16 protein-coding genes are annotated in these 16069 nt (G+C 46.6%); 4 read left to right on the top strand and 12 right to left on the bottom strand.

Features of this window, described 5'->3' with window-relative positions:
* The first annotated feature begins 1485 nt into the window (after positions 1 to 1485).
* The gene (gene sds / locus NDI35_RS09970; RefSeq protein WP_445312595.1) at positions 1486 to 2457 is read left to right on the top strand and encodes a solanesyl diphosphate synthase; all 972 of its coding nucleotides are present in this window, start codon (positions 1486 to 1488) and stop codon (positions 2455 to 2457) included.
* Between the two features lie 97 nt (positions 2458 to 2554).
* Here sds and NDI35_RS09965 read toward each other — a convergent pair whose 3' ends face one another.
* Positions 2555 to 3019, bottom strand: coding sequence for a hypothetical protein (locus NDI35_RS09965; RefSeq protein ID WP_445312594.1), 465 nt, complete (start codon positions 3017 to 3019; stop codon positions 2555 to 2557).
* A gap of 426 nt (positions 3020 to 3445) precedes the next feature.
* On the opposite strand from NDI35_RS09965, the gene NDI35_RS09960 reads away from it, so the two are divergent.
* The 3 genes from NDI35_RS09960 (at position 3446) to NDI35_RS09950 (ending at position 5908) form a co-directional block, all read left to right on the top strand.
* Complete coding sequence (locus tag NDI35_RS09960) at positions 3446 to 3796, top strand: slr0373 family blue light stress response protein (protein ID WP_445312593.1); 351 nt, start codon at positions 3446 to 3448, stop codon at positions 3794 to 3796.
* A 107-nt stretch (positions 3797 to 3903) separates the two neighbouring features.
* Positions 3904 to 5424 (top strand): stress-responsive protein Ycf46, encoded by a 1521-nt coding sequence (gene ycf46 / locus NDI35_RS09955; protein ID WP_445312592.1) that lies wholly within the window; start codon positions 3904 to 3906, stop codon positions 5422 to 5424.
* Between the two features lie 130 nt (positions 5425 to 5554).
* Positions 5555 to 5908 carry a DUF1257 domain-containing protein gene (locus NDI35_RS09950; protein ID WP_006635781.1) on the top strand — a complete coding sequence of 118 codons (354 nt, stop codon included), beginning with the start codon at positions 5555 to 5557 and terminating at the stop codon, positions 5906 to 5908.
* Positions 5909 to 6078: 170 nt separating this feature from the next.
* Here the strand turns inward: NDI35_RS09950 and NDI35_RS09945 are convergent, their stop codons facing one another.
* The 11 genes from NDI35_RS09945 to NDI35_RS09895 form a co-directional block, all read right to left on the bottom strand.
* Positions 6079 to 7329, bottom strand: coding sequence for a glycosyltransferase family 4 protein (locus NDI35_RS09945; RefSeq protein ID WP_445312591.1), 1251 nt, complete (start codon positions 7327 to 7329; stop codon positions 6079 to 6081).
* Between the two features lie 61 nt (positions 7330 to 7390).
* On the bottom strand, positions 7391 to 7951 hold the full coding sequence (locus NDI35_RS09940) for a glycosyltransferase family 4 protein (RefSeq protein ID WP_445312615.1): 561 nt from the start codon (positions 7949 to 7951) through the stop codon (positions 7391 to 7393).
* Positions 7903 to 8553, bottom strand: a complete 651-nt coding sequence (locus NDI35_RS09935; RefSeq protein WP_445312590.1) for a hypothetical protein — start codon at positions 8551 to 8553, stop codon at positions 7903 to 7905. Before NDI35_RS09935 ends, NDI35_RS09940 begins: the two co-directional genes overlap by 49 nt.
* A gap of 118 nt (positions 8554 to 8671) precedes the next feature.
* Positions 8672 to 9970 (bottom strand): glycosyltransferase family 4 protein, encoded by a 1299-nt coding sequence (locus NDI35_RS09930; RefSeq protein WP_445312589.1) that lies wholly within the window; start codon positions 9968 to 9970, stop codon positions 8672 to 8674.
* A gap of 46 nt (positions 9971 to 10016) precedes the next feature.
* Positions 10017 to 11030: a glycosyltransferase family 2 protein gene (locus NDI35_RS09925; protein ID WP_445312588.1), complete on the bottom strand. Its 1014-nt coding sequence runs from the start codon at positions 11028 to 11030 to the stop codon at positions 10017 to 10019.
* A gap of 368 nt (positions 11031 to 11398) precedes the next feature.
* A complete protein-coding gene (locus NDI35_RS09920; protein WP_445312587.1) occupies positions 11399 to 12547 on the bottom strand; it encodes a glycosyltransferase in 1149 nt (382 codons plus the stop codon).
* A gap of 241 nt (positions 12548 to 12788) precedes the next feature.
* Positions 12789 to 12947, bottom strand: coding sequence for a hypothetical protein (locus NDI35_RS09915; protein WP_445312586.1), 159 nt, complete (start codon positions 12945 to 12947; stop codon positions 12789 to 12791).
* A gap of 97 nt (positions 12948 to 13044) precedes the next feature.
* Positions 13045 to 13560: a serine O-acetyltransferase gene (locus NDI35_RS09910; protein ID WP_445312585.1), complete on the bottom strand. Its 516-nt coding sequence runs from the start codon at positions 13558 to 13560 to the stop codon at positions 13045 to 13047.
* A 68-nt stretch (positions 13561 to 13628) separates the two neighbouring features.
* Complete coding sequence (locus tag NDI35_RS09905; RefSeq protein WP_445312584.1) at positions 13629 to 14285, bottom strand: acyltransferase; 657 nt, start codon at positions 14283 to 14285, stop codon at positions 13629 to 13631.
* Positions 14278 to 14859, bottom strand: coding sequence for a serine O-acetyltransferase (locus tag NDI35_RS09900; RefSeq protein WP_445312583.1), 582 nt, complete (start codon positions 14857 to 14859; stop codon positions 14278 to 14280). Before NDI35_RS09900 ends, NDI35_RS09905 begins: the two co-directional genes overlap by 8 nt.
* Before the next feature lie 195 nt (positions 14860 to 15054).
* A complete protein-coding gene (locus tag NDI35_RS09895; protein ID WP_445312582.1) occupies positions 15055 to 16065 on the bottom strand; it encodes a glycosyltransferase family 2 protein in 1011 nt (336 codons plus the stop codon).
* Positions 16066 to 16069: the final 4 nt, after the last annotated feature.

Genomic DNA, 16069 nt, shown 5'->3' with positions numbered 1-16069 from the left:
ACAATTTAGGCTGTGGAGATTGAGAATTTCTGACAAATTATACTCTGTAATTTAGCTATTTTAATCAAAAATTCATAGAGTTTTAATCGACCATTAATATAAGCAATTATTTTTTGTCTACAGTTAGAGCGAGAAGTTTCTTGAAAATTAAAAATTATTTTTGTGGCTCTCTCTAGCAAATTCTCTTCTTGGGAAGCTGTGAATAAATGCCAGAGACTATCTGCCTGAATCAGCCATTTAAGCACCCTTTGATGAAATATTGGGTTGCAGTGCAAGTTTATGGATTCCTTCTGTTGAGCAAGCAGGTTACTAGATTCAGAAAATTCGCGTTTTATTTCTGTAAGTTCTTGCCCTAAAAAATAGGAATATTGCGATTTTTGGCACAATAACCGACAACTTCCAGCTCAGCATTTTTGAGAGCACTTTAATAGCTTTCTCGGAACATTGGCCGGGTTTCCCTGAGATGAAACTTGCTGTGAGCGATACAAGCTGCTACTAAATATAATATCCTGGCTCAGAGGCTGTGGGCATTGAACATCGATAACTGTAGCTACGTGTTGCAGTAACTAGCAGCCAAGAAAATCATGGTGTCCGCAATTGTAAATAATAACCCTGCCTTTGCGCGCAAGCATTCAAGGCAGGGTTATTATTGAGTATTCCGAATTCTCAAGGGTGAAGCGACGGCGCTGCTGCCGACTTCGGCTGCCCAGCAGTGCACTACTCGCCCAATCGAGTGATTTTAGCGCTGCGTTGGGCCAACATCAGCAGTACATAAATAGTCATTACATAGCCGGCGGCCAGAATGGGAATAATTAGAGGAATATCGCGATAAATCATAATTAGAACCAAAAGTCAAGGACGAGGAGGAGCAGGACAAGTTCAAGACCTACTACATTAAGTCAGCACGCAAGACCATGCCTTGGTTCTGAAGGCTGTTTTTCCATATCAAGCCTGCGGGAACATTTAGGCGTTCCCGGTCATCAATAATGATTTACTGCTTTACAGATGCTTAAACAGCCTAAAACCATCCACTTTAGCTGCTTTGAGCTACCGTGCACATAAGATGCGCTAATCTTAACTTCTGATAACTTTTAGCCGCGAGGAACTAAAAATCTGTACCAGAAATTTTGGCTGCGATCGACTAACAAGGCTGGCTCTACGAAACTTTTACAGGCACCTAAAAGCTACCTGCCAGTCTGGCTGTACTTAATGTATAGAATTGTTTAAATCCTTAATACCCATAATAACACAGGGTTTCTGGGATTTAGAGATTTTTTGGCAGTGTCCTTAACAATTCGATACAATAGGGGCAACCCCTCTGACAGCCGGCGACTCGCCTCTGGCAGACGGGTGACTACCATCGGGTGGTAGATGACAAATAACTGCCGATCACCTAGATTTTTCTTTTCTATTGCAGAGAATTACCTTAAAATAAAGATATGATATGTAAAATTTTGTTACTTTACGGCTTGAGTCGGCGTATCCATGATCTCTAGCACTCTCCTATTTTCCTCGGTTGAAGAAGACCTGCGACTGTTGACAGAAAACTTAAAACAGTTAGTGGGTGCCCGTCATCCCATCTTGTACGCGGCTGCAGAATACTTATTCGGCACAAAGGGAAAACGAGTGAGACCCGCAATCGTTCTGTTGATGGCCAAGGCGACTATGCCCGATCGGGAAATCACGGAAAAACACCGCCGCCTCGCTGAAATCACGGAAATGATCCACACAGCTAGTCTCGTGCACGACGATGTGGTGGACGAGTCGGATCTGCGGCGGGGAGTGCCGACGGTTCACAGTCGGTTTAACAACCGAGTGGCAGTATTGGCGGGAGATTTTCTGTTTGCTCAATCTTCCTGGCATTTGGCCAATCTCGACAACCTGCCAGTAGTCAAACTGCTTTCAGAAGTGATTATGGATTTAGCTGAGGGGGAAATTCAACAGGGACTCAATGGATTTGACACTAGCTTGTCGATCGAAGCGTACCTCGAAAAAAGTTATTACAAAACAGCGTCTTTAATTGCCAACAGTTCCAAAGCAGCGGGCTGTTTGAGCGAGGTTTCAGCGGAAATAGCAGACGATTTGTACAACTACGGTCGGAACATTGGTTTGGCATTCCAAATAGTAGATGATATATTAGATTTCACCGCTTCAACGGAAACTTTGGGGAAACCTGCAGGCTCGGATCTCAGAAGCGGTAATCTGACAGCACCAGCACTATTTGCCCTAGAAGAAAAGCCTTACTTGGAAGTTCTCATAGAACGCGAATTTGCCCAAGAAGGAGATCTAGAGCAGGCCCTGGCACTGGTAGAAGATTCTAAAGGCATAGAGCGATCGCGACAACTAGCCACAAATCACGCGCAGAAAGCCGTCGAATACTTAGCTGCGCTGCCCCATTCAGAGTCCCGTCAAGCTTTGATTGATTTGGCTGAATACGTTTTGAGTAGACTTTATTAGAGGTTAAAAAGTTACACTTTATTGGTAATGGGGAATTGGTAATGGGTAATTCCCAATGCCTAATGCCCTGTTACCAATTAATAGAAACTTGAATGGTTTAGGCAATATCGGGCGGTGGAGCCGATCGATACTGTTGCAAGTAAACGTTAATTAAACTCTGTACTTGCTCGCGAGGGATTTCCGTCCCGACTTCCTGATTGCCGGGACTTTCAAAAAAAACAATGCTGTCAAGACCTTCCAGAGCTATCATCTGAAATAAAATGTGAGTGACAGGCAAAAGCACCGGTCTGAGGCGATCGCCCCCAGCCGCCGCAGCCTGCGACGCATCTTTAAGACTATTCCAAGCATAAATCACCCTCTTCTCCCGTCCCGGTTGCTTGAGATTGCTCAAAACCACGATCGCCCAACTTTGGTCTACCGTTTGCAGGATCGAGTATTCGAGGTGCTGTAGCTGTTGGGCAATTAACACCAGGGCCGGGGCGATCGCCTTTAAGATTTGTGGCGTCGAACCGTCGGGCGGAGCTTTTTCGATCAATGCTTGAATCTGTTGGTCTAAATCCATCAGTCAGTTCTTTGATATCTAAAATTAAAAATTTCAGGTTAGCAGGTCCGCATCCAAGTATATATTACCGATCGCCCCCTATGACATTTCAAGCCTTTAGGGGTATTCTTCACCACTCATGAGCGGGCTGAGTGCTGATGGCGCACCTTACCCCAGATGGCCACTCAAAGGATTTGTTGGCCTTACTCCTATATATCTATTGTTCATATTTATAGTGGGTTGATCGTCCTTGACGCTACCCCTACCTGCCGCTGCACCTCTGCCTCATCAGCTACACCCCTAACTTTTTCGTTGTTAAAAGGCCCAGATTTACCTAAAATGTAACGAAATATTACAAGATGACGCTAAAGCTGCATAGAGGCTTGACAGCAAAGAATTAAGCGGCTAATCTGATATACATACCCGGGTAAGTCAATTCACTGTCATATGCAAGAAAAGCAAAAAGTTACATTGTATCTTCCACCAGAACTGCATCGCCAGCTCAAAATCCGAGCCGCAGTCGAAACTGAACCGATGTCATCAATTGCAGAAAGGGCAATTGTCTTCTACCTAGGAAATCCCGAACTGGTTGACGAAGTAGAAGCCTCCTACGGACAAACCCATCGGGTATACAACTGTCCAGAATGCACGAGTTCAGTAGTAATGCGAGATGGAGAACTGGCATCCGTAACAAGTCAGCCGAGTGTATTGGCTGAACAGGATCTTCCACTAAAGCAGGTGTCGGGCGTCAGTGCCAGCACGGCCAAACCGGGAGAGGAAGAATTGGTTCCCTGCTAAGAATGCCTTGCTTCCCCAAAAAGCTAAAACTGAAATTTTCAGTAAGAGGGCGAAGGGCAGCATTGAGATTCAGCAAAGATAGCACCGTCTCTAGTGGGTCGAGGACTATGCAAGAAGAGATCAGTATTCTAATCCAAGCTCAATATCCTCTGATCTACCTCGTGACATCCGAGGAAGAGCGGTGTGAGCAAGCAATTTCGACAATAGCTCAAGCGAAACCACAGCGACGAGTATTTATCTGGACTGTAACTCACGGCATTGTGGAGTATGGTCAACCCCGCACCACCACCCAACACAACACCGTCTCGCCAGAGGCAGCAATTGAATGGGTGATCAGGCAGCGAGAACCCAACACTAACGCTAGCATCTACATTTTCAAAGATTTGCATCCTTTTATAGATTCTCCTCCGGTAACGAGGTGGTTGCGCGATGCGATCGCCAACTTCAAAGGAACGCAAAAGACAATTATACTGATGTCTCCTTTGCAGCAAATTCCGATAGAGCTAGAAAAGGAAGTAGTGGTATTAGACTTCGCGTTGCCAGACATGAAGGAACTAAACCAAGTATTGTCTGGTCAGTTGGAGCAAACGAAATCGCGACGCATTACCACAGAAGGGCGAGAAAAACTTTTAAAAGCAGCCTTGGGATTGACCAAGGACGAAGCTGAAAAAGTTTATCGCAAAGCTCAAGTTTCGACTGGGCGCCTCACAGAAGAAGAAGTAGATATAGTTCTTTCGGAGAAAAAGCAATTAATTCGGCGCAACGGCATTCTAGAGTTCATTGAAGAAGACGAAACCCTGGATGCAGTAGGCGGTTTAGAAGAGCTGAAGCGGTGGCTGAGACAGCGTTCCAACGCCTTTACCGAAAGGGCGAGAGAATACGGTCTGCCCCAACCAAAAGGGATGTTAATTCTCGGCGTACCGGGATGCGGAAAATCGCTGATTGCTAAGACAACCTCCCGCCTCTGGGGACTGCCCCTGCTGAGGCTAGATATGGGTAGAGTCTACGACGGTTCGATGGTGGGTCGATCGGAAGCAAACCTCCGCAATGCCCTCAAAACCGCAGAATCCATCTCTCCAGCCCTCCTGTTCATCGACGAACTAGACAAAGCCTTTGCAGGAGGCACTGGTTCGGCAGACTCAGACGGAGGCACCTCCAGCCGGATTTTCGGTTCCTTCCTCACTTGGATGCAAGAAAAGACTTCCCCAGTCTTCGTAATGGCAACAGCCAACCGAATCGAGCGGTTGCCGGGAGAATTCTTGAGGAAAGGCCGATTCGACGAACTCTTCTTTGTTGATCTGCCTACCAAAGAAGAACGCCAAGATATATTTAAGATTCACCTGTCAAAGCGCCGTCGGGAAATTACTCGCTTCGATTTAGAGCAACTTTCCAATGTTTCCGAGGGCTTTTCAGGTGCAGAGATTGAGCAAGCGCTAGTAGCCGCAATGTACGAAGCCTTCGCTCAAGATCGAGAGTTTACGCAGCTAGACATCATCGCGGCCATTAAATCCACAATGCCACTGTCTAAAACAATGACCGAACAGGTCACCGCCCTGCGAGATTGGGCTAGACAGCGTGCACGGCCCGCTGCGTCTTCCGTCGCTGAATACCAGCGAATGGAATTCTAAAAGCTTTCTCCTGGTCCAAACAGGAGCAAAGGCTAGCAACAGCTAGCAGTTCGATTCAAGAGCCGCCAAGCGGCACCGTTAAATCCAGACCGTTGTTGTTTCTCTCTCAGTTGTATTAGGAGGAAATCCAATGTCTCACTTTAGCACACTGCGTACCAAAATCACCGATGCCGAAATCCTGAAAGCTTCCCTGCGCGACTTGGGCATTTCAGTCAAGTCAGAAGCTGATGTTCGTGGCTATAATGGTCAGCGCGTTCGCTCCGACATCGTAGCGATTCTCGAAGGCGAATATGACCTGGGTTGGTCTCGCAATAGCGATGGTTCTTTTGACCTGATTGCCGACCTCTGGGGCGTCGCCAAAAAGCACAATCAAACTGAGTTAATCAACTCCATCAACCAGAAGTACGCAGTTAACAAGACCTTGGCAGCAGTCAAGCAGCGCGGTTTGCAAAATGCCAACGTTAAGCTGGTAGTGCAAAACTAATTGAACTGCATGTTTCCAAGCTCGCGGGTTAACCAAACAAACGGGTTAACCCGTTTTTAGATCGCTAGGATGTAGAGGGGGGTCTTTGGGCCGCCACATACTTTTTTAGCACCCCCAAGCAGCAGCTTTCAACTTGAAAGCTGCTGCTTTATGCTTTAATGGTCGGCTACCTAATGCTTGGGGCAATGGTCGATCGTTTGTTGATAAATTTCAAGTATTCGATCGACTTTGCGTTCCCAATCAAAATGCTGCCGGACTCGTTCCCGTCCCGCAGAACCCATACTCTGCCGCAATTCTGGTGAATGAGCGAGCTTGAGCATCGCATCTGTCAGTCCCTTGACAAATCCTTCTTTAGAAGTCGGTTCTACTAAAATACCGCAAGTGGAATTCAGATAATCTGCAGGGCCGCCCCAGTTCGTTGCTATGACGGGCAAGCCCACTGCCATTGCCTCCATCACCACTGCCCCCCCTGGTTCCCGCAAACTGGGGAAAACCATTGCATCAGCTTGTTGCATTTTGAGAGCACACTCCTCCTGAGACAGCCAGCCACTAAATACAACGCTGCTGTCGATGCCTAAACGAGCTGTTTGAGCTTCGAGTTCCCCTCGGATTTGCCCATCACCGATGATTTCCAAGACTGCATCGGTTTGAGCAGCGACGGGCGCGAAGGCTTCTAGCAGCAAGTCTACAGCTTTCCAGTCGATCAGTCGGCCTAAAAAAATAAAATGAACCGGCCCGGTCGCTGCTCTTGATAAGCTAGAGTCCGCTCGCCACACCGAGAAATCCACGCCGTTTTCCACAAGTTCCATAATTTTACCCTGCACCCCAGATGCAAGTGCCTGCTTCGTGCGATCGTTTGCCACTAACAGCGTCTCGGCTTTGATTTTACCTGGAAAAAGACGATTGAAAAAATCGACGCACTGGTGACCGATCGCGATTAAAATATCAATGGTAGGATTTTGGCGCGAGCCAAAAGCCAGAGGAAATTTAACCGACGTGTTCATCGGCCCGATAACTACCGGCACCCCCAATCCGAACATCAACGAAGGAATTGTTGCCGAGACTGGTGTCGGTTCGTGTACAACATCAATCTGGTGTTCGCTCACGAGCCGGCGGACAATACGACGCTGTAGCACTTGGGTGTACAGGTGAGTGAGCAGCCCAAAAGTAAATTCATTCACTCTTGCAGAGATAAATCCCCCGCAATTGTTAAGCAGCCGGTGCAGCCAAGTGTCGGGTACAAAGTGCATTCGATCACACTCTTCTGGAAACAGTGCTGTGAGTTCTGCCTGGGTGCGGGCGTGCGCCACTAACCATGTCTCTATTTGGCGCCCTCGAAGTATCCGGAAGTAGTTGATCGGCAGCAATGACTCGCCGCCGAATTTAGTTGAGGCATTCTGAGCAACAATTAAAATTCGCATAACTTGTTTTGGGTTCCACTGGATTTATGCACTCTGAGATGAAATTTATTCTTTGGAATAACTAAGACGGGTTAGTTATTCCAAGTTTTTCCAAGCACTGAGCTAAAGTTTCTGCACGGCGGCCGTGGCTAAATTTGGCCATGATTTTTTTCCGGGATTCCTGACTGATGCTCAAAGCAAGTTCTGGATTTTGGAGTATATTGGCGATCGCGTCTGCTAATTGCTCGGGGGCTTCAGGTTCTACAAGTAGCCCATCAATCCCGTCATCTATAAGCTCCTTTACTCCTCCTGATCCTGTAACTACTACAGGCATCTCCATTGCCATCGCTTCCATGATGGCGACACCTAGAGGTTCGTGCCAACGGGCAAGGACAAATACCTGTGCTTTTTCTAGGGACTCATTGACGGTATTTTCAGACACCGCCACGAGAAGGCTAACACAACTTTTCAAGCCAAGCTGTTCGATCAGCTTTTCTAACTCCAGGCGGTAGCCACTGCCACCCTGTTTGTCTTCTCCAGCAATTTGCAGCTCAACATTAAATCCTCGTTTTCTAAGTATATCTATCGCAGCAATCAAATCCGCATGACCTTTACATCTGTGGAGACGTCCGCAACTAAAAATGTGCCAAGCATCACTTCCATTCCATGCGGAGTATGGTGTTTTTCTTTGGACACCCGAGAGGGCAACCCCATAGGAGCTATTTCAACCTTTTGAGGAAGATGACCCGCAAGGCATTTGTTCACTTCGTCATAAAGCTTTTTAGTAATGAGTATTGCAAAGGCAGAAAAGTGCCATTTCTGTTCTTGGTTAGGGCCGTAGTCAGTTAGCGGGCCGTGCAGCGTCAGGCTATACGATACTTTTGAGAGTAATGAGGCGAACATCGCTATACTGGCGGCATTGGCACAGGAATGAACGTGGATGTGCGACCAACCTTTTGTTCTTGCTAACCCTGCTAGTTTGCCAGCAACAAAAACCAATGCCAATAGCCGAACCTTTTGAGATAAGGATGTGTCACTCGCTTTGGCAATAACTGCGAGGCACTGCCACCATGCAGCCGGACCAGCTTTGAGCACCTCTAGGAATGAGTTAATAAAATCTTTCGCAGCAAAGGGAAATAGATAAACAGTATTTTTTTGAGCTTCTTCTGCCCATACGTGAGAAGCGATCGCTCTGGGGGGCGGTTGAGTTGATACTAAATCTGTTTCAATTCCAAGTTCTGCCAAAAATTGTCGCTCCCGCTACAAAAAGATGTGTGTTTGTCCGGGAAATTTTGGAATAAAGTATCCAATTTTTGCCTTCATTTCTTACCTGCTTTCTCATTTTTAACTCAACAATATCGCTCTAGTATGTCGATGCACTAACACTTTTTTCATATAGCATTTTTTCGTAAATCTCGACTATTTTTATGGCTTTGTTTTCCCACGCAAATTCTCTGGCTTGTTCGATAGCCTTAGCTGACATACTTTCCCGCAGCCGATCGTCTTCGACTAACAGCTTAATTTTACTTGTCAATTCTTGGGTGAGATACTCTCTAGAAATCGGCTCGATCTTAAAACCAGTTTCTTCATTCACGTATTCACCAATACCGCCGTTATTAGCCACTATGCAGGGGAGACCGCAAGCCATAGCTTCCATTACTACTGCGCCGCCAAACTCTCGGATCGAAGGGAAACAAAAAATATCTGCTTTTCTGTAATAATCCAGAGTTTCTTGTTGATTAACCCATCCGGCAAAGCTGACTATTTCGCCTAAATTAAGCTCCTTCACTCTGTTTTCCAAGTTGTTTCTTTCTGAGCCGTCTCCTACTATGCTTAAGCGGATTTTACTTTGAATTTCCGGGTCTAATTGGCCAATAGACTCAATGACAATATCCGCGCATTTGTAAGGAACTAATCGACCCACAAAAAGCAGATTGATCGTGCTAACATCTTTATTAAGGATATTTTTCTGATTTAAAAATTCCTCCGAAATCCCATTTTCGTAAAACAAATCAATTCTTTGGTCAGGGATTGCAAACAAATCTTTTAGCATATTTAAAGTATATTGTGAACCTGCTAAAATTTTGTGGGCTTTTTGGTAAGTTTCTGCATAACCTGGAATTAATGCTCTACCAACTGCTCTCAAAAAGTTGAACTGAACAAATTCTTGTCTGGCCGTTTTTTGAAAACCTGGAGGAAAGGGAATGCCTCCATTCACCGGCCCTAGAATAAAAGGAGTCTGCTGGCATACACTGACTACCTTAAAAGGATAGCGGGGCATCATGGGGGTAATTGCATGAACTATGTCATAATCGCCGTTGAGGATTTTTCCTTTGAATTTTTGATATACTTGCTGATTGAATTGTTCATAAAGGGGGTAATTCAAGGCATGATACATTGGCCAATTTATTCGCCCGGTTGCGGTAAGCTTTTCGACTATTTTATAATATTGCTTGGCTAACTTTCCTTCTTCAAGGTAGATGGTTTTTTCATATTCTGGGTGTTTTTCAATGGCTGGTTTATTTCTAATATGGGTAACCAGGGTTGCATCAACTAAATTGTTTATTTGTTGAAAAAAATTGTAGCCCACCAACGGTACTGATGCCCAGTCAGGGTTGCACTGTTCTACAATTAGTAAAACTTTTAATCTTTTATTACTCATTTGTTGGCTACTTAGGGGTGTACTTTCTGGGACGTTAGCTGTCATTCTAGCTGGCTGAATTAATAGAGTTAGTGGTTTTGTATTCGATTAGCTTGCTCTGCTGCCCCAGCAATCGGCGCTGGTGAAACTGGATTTGACCTTGTAGCTGGGGAAATTTGGCTAATACACATGACAAAGCGTAGATGGCTGCCTCTTTAGTTGTGAGCTCCCGATGCTTTATATAATAGTTATAGGTGCGAGAGGTTGCTAAGGGGTAGCCACTCAATAGTAACAAGCTCCAGCCTTTTGTCGGCAATGTCATTGCCAAGGCTAAGGCTGGCAAGACTAAGCCCCAAAACCAGGTGCTGCGGGTTTCTTTGACCCAATGGCGCTCTGGTTCGCTTCCGTGCATCCAGGAACCCTCGGCGTAGGCGTGACCCGCTCTTTGAGCGCGTTTCCACCACTGAGCGAAACTGGTCATTTGCGCGTCGTGCAGGGTCATTTCTGCATCTAATCGAAGGATTTTCCAACCTTTTTGGCGCAGCCGCAAGCACAGTTCGGGTTCTTCGCCCGCTATTAGTGCGGGATTGAAACCCTCGACTTGGTGAAATGCTGAGACGCGCATCATGGAATCGCCACCGCAGGCTTTGGTTTCGCCGATGGGGGTATCCCACTCGATGTCGCACAATTGGTTGTAGATGCTTGCTTCGGGGTATCGTTCGCGCCTGCGCCCGCATACTGCTGCTACGTCTGGTTTGGCTGCGAGTTCGCTGTAAGCCCGATCGATCCATCCATCAACTACTTCGCAGTCACCGTCCACAAATTGGACAAATTCGAGGTCTGGCGCTAGTTCCAGCAAGCGGGCAAAGCCTTCGTTTCTGGCGCGTGCTGCGGTAAACGGTATAGATAAGTCTAGTTCTACTGTATCTGCTCCGATCGATCGGGCTAACTCTAGGCTACCGTCTGTTGAGCCGGAATCGACATACACGACGCGGGCAACTTTATTGGTGGCCGAGACTAGGCATTGGCGGAGGCGCTGCCCTTCATTTCGTCCGATAGCCACTAATCCAACTTGTTTCAACTCTTACCTCTTAAATTCGACTCGCGAGCTGTTATTTTAATATTTTAGTAACTGTCAGGCTAACTTCACAATATCTTTATAAAATAAATCCTAACGAGTTCCTGTCTTCGGTGTTCAACTACTGGTAGCTTATTGTGCATTAAACCACACCAATACTTCTGAGTGGGGCTCGGTCACAACTACTAAATTTAAGTTATTTCTTCGCAATTTACTCTCTCCATCGGTGAGCCAGCCATACATTTTTGTCTTTCTGCCACCAGTGAAATTGCCCATAATCAAATTCTGTCCATTTCTTTGGGGGCGGTTTGATGTAGATTGCTAGTCTGAATTGTAAATTTTTGGTGAAACCCGCCCTCGGAGTATTGTAGTTACTTTACCGGAAATGCTGAGGGGAATCCGCAATCAGTGATGCCCAGAATATCCAGATATTTTTGAGCAGTACCCTCCAGGTTGAATTGGGCAAGCCAAGCTGGATCGGCAGGCTTTGTTTGACCGGACAATACTTTTAAAATACCTTGTGCTAGCGCTTCAGTGTCGTCTACTGGAACTAGCTCGCCGTACTTGCCTCCGTCTAAAAGTTCATACGGGCCGCTTTTGCAATTTGTAGAAACAATTGGGGTTCCCAAAGCCATTACTTCTCCCAGTACCAGTGACAGGCCTTCCCAAGATGAAGACAAGACAAATACTGTAGAGCGTGCCATGTATGCAAAAGGATTTCTTACAAAACCGGGCATTGCCACGTCATTTTCCAAGCCCAATTCGCGGATTAGATATTCCAGTCGCTCCCGCTCTGACCCCTCGCCTAAAATCATCAGCCGAGCCGAGCGCACCTGTCGTACTTTAGCAAAAGCATTAATTAAGTTAGGAAAATTTTTTTGCTTTTCTAATCTCCCCACTCCCAGAATTACAGGCAATTCTGGGGAATTAAACCAGGGGTGGTCTAAAGGTTCTTTACCTTTTTCTATGATTTCATCAGTCTCTATGGGGTTGTTAATTACCTGAATTCGCTCGGCAGCTAAGCCAGTTATAGTCGCTATGTCTTCAGCTACTCCTTGAGAAACTGCTACTATGCCGTCGGCCCAGGGGTAGAAAAGTCGCGCTGTCAGAGGCGACCAATGCTTAAAGGTTAACGGAGAGGAATTTCCCACTTCCTGGGAAAGATGCGTGTGTTCTGATACCACCACCCGTGTCGGTAAGCCAGAAAAATGCTTACTCAATAGTGCTACTTCGTTAGCAAAATGATTTGCTGACATTAAAGCTGTCGGTTGTTCCTGTCGCAGGTAACGCACTAATTTAGGAACTCTTGTTAATATCTTTTCAGCTTCCAGGTTGATAATCCTAACCGACGGGGGGAAGTCCCACAGGAAAAGAGTACCGGGAAAGTTAATTACCAAATCTACCTTGACACCGCGAGCTACAAAGTTGCGGGTTAAGTTCAACATTACCCGCTCTATACCCCCATTGAACAGGCAATGCAGATAAATAGCAATGTGCGCTGGCTTTTTGAGTGTATCCATTGAATTATTGTTTTAGTTTGAGTAGTGTTTATCGATCAAAATTGATCCTGCAAGCTGTGGCTGCGGGGAATGTCTCGTGCGGCAGCCGACTGCTGCTAATTCTGGTTGGGCTGCGAGTTATCTACTTCGCAGTCGCCATCGACAAATTGGACAAATTCGATGGCTGGTGCTAGTTCCAGCAAGCGGGCAAAGCCTTCGTTTCTGGCGCGTGCTGCGGTAAAGAGTATAGATAAATCTAGTTCTACTGTATCTGCTCCGATCGGGCTAACTCTAGGCTACCGTCTCTTGAGCCGGAATCGACATAGACGACGCGGGCAACTTTGTCTGTGGCCGAGACTAGGCACTGGCGGAGGCGCTGCCCTTCATTTCTTCCGATCGCTACTAATCCAATTTGTTTCAAATTTTACCTCTTAAATTCGACTACTGAGTAGTTCGTTTTATATGTTAATAAAACTCCAGCTAATTTCATAATTTTTCTGCGACTTCTATAATTTTTCTCAGACTTTCGGGGTCTTTTTTTCGATGATTTTTGCGGGAATTCCGACTGCGGTTGCACCCGGTGGCACGTCACAAATCACCACAGCATTAGCACCAATCAAAGCATGATCGCCGATCGTTACGGAGCGAATAATTTTCGCTCCTGCACCGATATCGACGTGACCGCCGATTTTGACATCAGCAACAATTGTCACCTGTTGAAGAATCAGACAGTTAGGGCCAATGGAAGCACTGGGATGAATGACAATGCCATTAGGATGAGGCAGCACCAATCCTCCTTGTATTTGGCAGTTTAAAGGGATGTCTGTTGCAGTTACGACGCTCCAAAATCGATGCTGGATCACGTTCCAACGGCATAAAATATATCCTGCAATTCCACCCTGTTTCTGCCACTTTTGATAGTTGCGGATAGATTTGAGCAGTTGGCGACTGGGTTCCCACCACTTGCTAGATTTTTCGCGGCTCCAGTCTGCTTCTGTAGCAGAAATGATTGACTTAGGGATTGACTCAACCATTGTTTGTGCAGTGTTTTGATGATGTAGACAATTCGGCCTATTTGTGCAATTTATCTTAAGAAGAATCTCTAACTTGACAAGGGAGATTGCTGGAATTGCGCTGCAGTTGGAGTGGATGTGTTGCCGTAGAAGTGCGACACTCGTAATTTTACGAGCTCTGGTTCAATTTCGGGGTCGAAGCTGCCCTCCCGGCTGTTAATCAAATCAGCCCAGGGCAGGCTTTGAGTTTCGGCTTGCAATTTTTTCACTAAGTCTTCGACGCGGCCGATCGGTCTGGCGGGGACACCGGCCACTATATCGCCCTCGGCGACATCTTTGGTGACGACGGCACCGGCGGCGACGATCGCATTTGGGCCAATAGTGACGTTGCGAAGGACGATCGCATTAAAGCCGATAAATACGTTGTCCCGGATATCTATCTTGCCTACGGCCTCTAGTTTAACGTTGTAAGCCCGGTCAAGCATGGCGATCGAGCCGTCGTGGCCGAGCAGGGTACAAGATGAGAAGTGAACATTGTTGCCGATGCGGATGTAGGCTGGATCTCCAAAGACGGTATTTGGCCAGATGCTGCAATTTTCACCGAGCGCGTACAAGTTGCCGTGGCGGCGGATAAATTCTGTGTATTCTTTGCAATCCGGGTTACAGAATTGGACGTAAAGACCAGGGAACTTGCCGTAACGCATGGCAAGATGGCGGATAATTTTTTGCAATGTCGATCTAAGCATTTTCCTGGTTTTTGGTAGATTGAAGAATCTTGGCAGGAATACCAACAGCAGTTTTGCCTGCGGGAATATCTGATAAAACTACAGCATTGGCACCGATATTTACGTCGTCTCCCAAGTTTACTTTTCCGAGGATTTTTGCACCAGCACCGACGTTAACCCGATCGCCCAATTGAGGGGATTCTAGCGGCTTGTCCAAATAGCGGTTTCCCAACGTTACACCTTGGCGGATAATGCAGTCGTCGCCGATTTTACAATATCCGTGAATAATAATAGCGTTTTGATGTTCAATCACCACGCGCCGCCCAAGTTTCACAGTGTAAGGCAAGTCTATCCCGTAACTATTGCGGACTTTTCGGTAGAGCGATCGATAAATAATGCTCAAAGGCGCTCGCAGTAATTTCGGTTCTATTTGCATTCTCCAGACGCCAAAACGCTGCACTGCTACGGCGCGAAATCCCGGTTTTGTCCAATCTCGACCATGAGCAATCCAGTCTTCTTTAATTTGCTGCCACAGTCCCAGGGCGGGGTCTTCTACTTGATTTTCACTGGTGATTAAGTTTTGCTCAGTGACCATAAGCTCTAATTCACACTATTTTTTGTTTACTCTATTGCTAGATGCCGATGATATTAATGGATCAATCAGGTTTTTGAGGAAGCAGCAATCCGGTTTTCTCGATCAAGAATACTAATTTGTCGGCTGCATCATAAAATATTTTGCTTGCCTAGGTTTACCTGGTTGATTTGGCTTTGACGGATTTACCAACTCCCGTTAAAAGTTTTTGGATTTTTCAATCTTACCACCCTTAAAAAATACACTATTTAATACAAAATCCTTCAGTAATTGTGGTGGATCGCGATCGGGTTTGCCTTGAAGTACGCGGCGCACCCTCCAGGCTGCAAAACCCGAAGCCCAGGATACATCAGTTAATGCTGTGTAAACCAAGCCGTAGTTTTTGATAAAGTACCTACGCCGGGAATCAAACCAATAGGTAGGCAGCCTCTTGGCGGGCTTTTTGGTGTCAGTGACGCCTGAGCTTTGGCCGACTAAGTGGACAACGCGACTTTCGGGGACGTACCAGCAACTCCAGCCAGCTTTGTTCGCTTGCAGGCAAAAGTCCATTTCTTCGCAGTACATGAAATAAGCTTCATCCATCAAGCCAATCTTTTCAAATACTTCGCGACGGACGATCATGCTGGCTCCAGCTACCCAATCAGTTTGACAGGTTTCTTGGGAAATGGGAGGCGCTGCGGCCCAGTTGGCTAATAACTTGGATATAAAGCCTGTGCGCCAACCAAAATCGAGTTCAGTCAAGAGGTTGTGAAACCGAAAAGCTGACTCCTGGGGCGTGCCGTCAGGGTCTTCCAAGCGGCTGCCGGCGATGCCGGCTTCGGGGTGGGAGTCCATGAAATCGACGAGGGCTTTTAAGGCACCGGGGCGAACAATGGTGTCTGGGTTGAGTAGCAGGAAGTAAGGGGGGGGATTGGTGGATTGGAGGGCGGGACGGATCAGGGCGTTGTTGCCGAAGGCAAATCCGCCGTTGCGGTCTAGGGGAACGAAGGATGCCCATTCGCTCCAGCCTTCTGAGGCGATCGCGCTGGCAATTTCTTCGACTGAGCGATCGCCTGAAGCATTGTCGGCAACTGCGACCCGCATACCGGGCAGCGATTGCACTTCACTAGCTAGAGAGCGCAAGCAGTCAATTGTCAAACTAGAGGTTCGGTAGTTAACAATGACAACCAGCAGTGGATAGGGGTGATTGGACTCGCTGGCCTTGGACATAAGT

Origin of the sequence: Microcoleus vaginatus FACHB-2002 (assembly GCF_040004035.1) — a bacterium.
Classification (GTDB): Bacteria; Cyanobacteriota; Cyanobacteriia; order Cyanobacteriales; family Microcoleaceae; genus Microcoleus; species Microcoleus vaginatus_C.
The sequence above is the reverse complement of the archived record's forward strand: the minus strand, read 5'-3'. Positions and strand labels throughout refer to the sequence as shown.

Coding starts and splice junctions, on each gene's coding strand:
- sds (WP_445312595.1), top strand. CDS start 1,486: ATGATCTCTAGCACTCTCCTATTTTCCTCGGTTGAAGAAGACCTGCGA.
- NDI35_RS09965 (WP_445312594.1), bottom strand. CDS start 3,019: ATGGATTTAGACCAACAGATTCAAGCATTGATCGAAAAAGCTCCGCCC.
- NDI35_RS09960 (WP_445312593.1), top strand. CDS start 3,446: ATGCAAGAAAAGCAAAAAGTTACATTGTATCTTCCACCAGAACTGCAT.
- ycf46 (WP_445312592.1), top strand. CDS start 3,904: ATGCAAGAAGAGATCAGTATTCTAATCCAAGCTCAATATCCTCTGATC.
- NDI35_RS09950 (WP_006635781.1), top strand. CDS start 5,555: ATGTCTCACTTTAGCACACTGCGTACCAAAATCACCGATGCCGAAATC.
- NDI35_RS09945 (WP_445312591.1), bottom strand. CDS start 7,329: ATGCGAATTTTAATTGTTGCTCAGAATGCCTCAACTAAATTCGGCGGC.
- NDI35_RS09930 (WP_445312589.1), bottom strand. CDS start 9,970: ATGAGTAATAAAAGATTAAAAGTTTTACTAATTGTAGAACAGTGCAAC.
- NDI35_RS09920 (WP_445312587.1), bottom strand. CDS start 12,547: ATGGATACACTCAAAAAGCCAGCGCACATTGCTATTTATCTGCATTGC.
- NDI35_RS09910 (WP_445312585.1), bottom strand. CDS start 13,560: ATGGTTGAGTCAATCCCTAAGTCAATCATTTCTGCTACAGAAGCAGAC.
- NDI35_RS09905 (WP_445312584.1), bottom strand. CDS start 14,285: ATGCTTAGATCGACATTGCAAAAAATTATCCGCCATCTTGCCATGCGT.
- NDI35_RS09900 (WP_445312583.1), bottom strand. CDS start 14,859: ATGGTCACTGAGCAAAACTTAATCACCAGTGAAAATCAAGTAGAAGAC.
- NDI35_RS09895 (WP_445312582.1), bottom strand. CDS start 16,065: ATGTCCAAGGCCAGCGAGTCCAATCACCCCTATCCACTGCTGGTTGTC.